The following is a 3,190-nucleotide window of genomic DNA, read 5'->3' as shown; positions in this document are numbered from 1 at the left end:
TTGACGGCTATATGGACCTTCTGCGCAGCGCACACAATGTAGGCAACCTCTCATCCGTCATGTGTAAATCGTTGATCAGCATCGACTGGCAAGGTTATGTCTATGACTGTGACTTTAACCAGATGCTTGATCTGCCGCTGACTAATGAGCAACAGCACACGCATATTACCGACCTGATGAATGTCGATATTAAAGGTCGAAATATCATTGTAAAAAATCACTGCTATGGTTGTACTGCCGGACAAGGTAGCAGTTGTGGTGGCGCACTCGACGCTGCTTAATATTTGCCCTGACAGTTTTATAGATAATCTGGAGTTTTAATCATGAATATGCAGTCTGCCGTTCTCACCACCTATTCTGAGGGCGCCAAAGAAGTCCAGGCTGAACTCTGCTGCCCCGTCGATTACGACACCAGCCTGTTAAAAATGCTACCACAAGAAATCGTTGAAAAAGACTACGGCTGCGGCGACCCGTCACGTTATGTGCTCGAAGGCGATACCGTACTTGACCTCGGTAGCGGTGGCGGCAAAATCTGCTATATGGCTGCTCACCTTGCCGGAGAAAAAGGCCAGGTAATTGGTGTCGATATGAACGATGACATGCTTGCTCTGGCCAGAAAATACCAAAGCGAAATGGCTGAAAAAATCGGTGGTGACCGTGTTCGCTTTGTTAAAGGTCATATCCAAGATCTCGCGTTAGATCTTGATGCGCTCGATCAGTACCTCAGCAAAAATCCAACTAACAGTGTCAATGCCTATCATGACATGCTTGCTTGGCAAGCCAAGCAACGCAATGAATCACCGCTTATTGCCGATAACAGCGTTGACCTGGTGATTTCCAACTGTGTTTTAAATCTGGTTAGCGACGCCGAAAAGACACAGCTCATTAACGAGGTTTTTCGTGTACTGAAACCAGGTGGCCGTATCGCCATGTCTGATATTGTCAGCGATGAATACGTACCAGATCATCTCAAAGCCGACGCAAAATTATGGAGCGGCTGCATCTCCGGTGCCTTTCAGGAACAAGAATTTGCCGAGGTCTTTATCGACGCTGGCTTTGTCGGTGCTTGCTATGACAAATGGGATACCACACCCTGGCAAACTGTTGAGGGCATCGAGTTTCGTTCGGTAACACTGACTGCTAGCAAGCCACTGGCCAGTGATGCGGCGAGCAATGGCGATAAAACGCATGAGTTAATCTACCAAGGCCCGTTTGCAGAAACCTGTGATGACTACGGCAACCTCTTTATGCGTGGCGAAAAAACCAAGGTTGATGCACAAAGTTATGCAGCATTAGTGAGCGGCGCTTACCAAAATCAGTTTACTGATTGTAACGCGCAAAACGCTGATTGTTGCGCGCCAGCGGCGAATGAAAAAAACAGTTGCTGCTAAGCACAACATTTAGTCATCACTATTACTATGCGTATCGCTGTTATTATTCCTTGCCTGAACGAAGCGGCTCATATCACAGCAACACTTACGCCCTTACAAGCACTGCGTCAAAACGACCACGAGATTATTGTTGTCGATGGCCAAAGTGATGACAACACAGCGGCATTGGCTGCGCCATTAGCTAACCAGGTAATAAGCTGTCCGCATGGCAGAGCTCAACAAATGAATTATGGTGCGCAACTGGCTGATGCTGATGTATTGCTTTTTTTGCATGCCGACACCCAATTACCACAAGGTGCTGACAAACTCATTGTCGATCAGCTATCTCAATCAAGCCGACAATGGGGTTACTTTGGTGTGCGTCTTGGCGGCAACCAATTCTGGCTACGTCTTGTCGAATTTATGATGAACCAACGCTCACGCCTTAGTGCTATCGCTACCGGCGACCAGGCCATATTCGTGCAACGTGCGTTATTTGAAAAAGTCGGTGGCTTCCCAAACATTGCATTGATGGAAGATATCGGCCTTAGCAAACAACTGAAACACTATTCAAAACCCATACGCCTCTCTGACAAAGTTATTACATCAAGTCGCCGTTGGGAAGAACAAGGTATTTGGCGCACGATACTGCTCATGTGGCGATTACGGCTGGCTTATTTTTTTGGCGCTGACCCGCAAGACCTTAAACGCCAATACGACAGTTAAAGCACTGTTTTTTATTGCCGCCCATGTCTACCTCTTTACCAACAGCCAACCAGGCCACCATTATTATTTTTGCCAAAGCGCCCGTAGCAGGTAAAGTCAAAACACGTCTCACTACGCAGCTCAGCCCAACCGAGGCGGCACAACTTCATCAACAACTTGTCTTCCACACACTAAACATGGCAACAGAGAAGTCTATTGCTAACGTCGAATTATGGTGTGCTCCCGACTGTTCACATGCTTTTTTTCAGCATTGCCGCGAAACATATGCACTATCACTGCATCAACAGCTTGGTAACAACCTAGGGCAACGCATGCATCATGCGGTAGAAAACGTGCTAACACGAAGTCAATGCTGCCTTATTATTGGCACAGATTGTCCTGAGCTGAATCATCAACACTTTGCTGATACTTTTGCTTCATTAGGCGCTGGACATGATTGCGTCATTACACCGGCAACAGACGGCGGCTATGTCATGCTCGGTCTTGGACAAAACAACGCGCTATTGTTTGAAGACATCCGATGGGGTGAGGAATCGGTTTATGAAGAAACTGTCGTTCGACTTAAATCACTCTCCTGGCGCTGGCAAGAAAAATCCGCACTCAATGATATCGACCACCCTCACGATCTCGCTCTGCTAGCAGGCATTACTTTGCCTGACCCCGCCTTGCCCTAGCACAACCCCTTCAAGTGAGGCGCCATGCAGCTTGATTTTTAGCTGCAATCAATTATAGTAACCGCCTCAAGTTTACTTCTGGTGCTTTGCTCGTTCATCACGATCAAAGTTAAACGGGAAGTCGGTGAACCTAACTAAAAATAGGTAATTCCGACACTGCCCCCGCAACGGTAAGCGAGTTACTTAGGCAATATGTCACTGTGCACCAGTGTAGTATCTCATACTGAATACAGAGAGACGCTACACTAGCATGGGAAGGCGCCTAAAGTTTATACACTCGCAAGTCCGGAGACCGGCCCGAAGTTATTCGTCAGCGACTGTTGCGGAGGGCAACAACAAGCGATAGAGCCTCTCTTTCGTACTTGTTTCCTTCGCGCCAAAACCATGCACGGGTGTGCGCATAAGGAAACAAGAAACATG

General features: G+C 47.5%; 4 protein-coding genes and 1 riboswitch. All 4 genes read left to right on the top strand.

The genetic code is table 11. The features are described from left to right. Positions 1-281 (top strand): DUF3641 domain-containing protein (locus JKY90_01490; protein ID MBL4850942.1); only part of this gene is annotated, 281 nt, incomplete at its 5' end. Between the two features lie 42 nt (positions 282-323). After that, on the top strand, positions 324-1,391 hold the full coding sequence (locus tag JKY90_01485) for a methyltransferase domain-containing protein (GenBank protein MBL4850941.1): 1,068 nt from the start codon (positions 324-326) through the stop codon (positions 1,389-1,391). A 27-nt stretch (positions 1,392-1,418) separates the two neighbouring features. Next, positions 1,419-2,096 carry a TIGR04283 family arsenosugar biosynthesis glycosyltransferase gene (locus JKY90_01480; protein ID MBL4850940.1) on the top strand — a complete coding sequence of 226 codons (678 nt, stop codon included), beginning with the start codon at positions 1,419-1,421 and terminating at the stop codon, positions 2,094-2,096. Between the two features lie 23 nt (positions 2,097-2,119). Next, positions 2,120-2,770, top strand: a complete 651-nt coding sequence (locus tag JKY90_01475) for a TIGR04282 family arsenosugar biosynthesis glycosyltransferase (GenBank protein ID MBL4850939.1) — start codon at positions 2,120-2,122, stop codon at positions 2,768-2,770. Positions 2,771-2,832: 62 nt separating this feature from the next. Further along, positions 2,833-3,086: riboswitch (cobalamin riboswitch) on the top strand. Positions 3,087-3,190: the final 104 nt, after the last annotated feature.

This window comes from Gammaproteobacteria bacterium, assembly GCA_016765075.1.
Taxonomy (GTDB): domain Bacteria; phylum Pseudomonadota; class Gammaproteobacteria.
The sequence above is the reverse complement of the archived record's forward strand: the minus strand, read 5'-3'. Positions and strand labels throughout refer to the sequence as shown.

Excerpts from the sequence above, each read along its gene's own strand:
- JKY90_01485 (MBL4850941.1), top strand. The coding sequence starts at position 324 with ATGAATATGCAGTCTGCCGTTCTCACCACCTATTCTGAGGGCGCCAAA.
- JKY90_01480 (MBL4850940.1), top strand. The coding sequence starts at position 1,419 with ATGCGTATCGCTGTTATTATTCCTTGCCTGAACGAAGCGGCTCATATC.
- JKY90_01475 (MBL4850939.1), top strand. The coding sequence starts at position 2,120 with ATGTCTACCTCTTTACCAACAGCCAACCAGGCCACCATTATTATTTTT.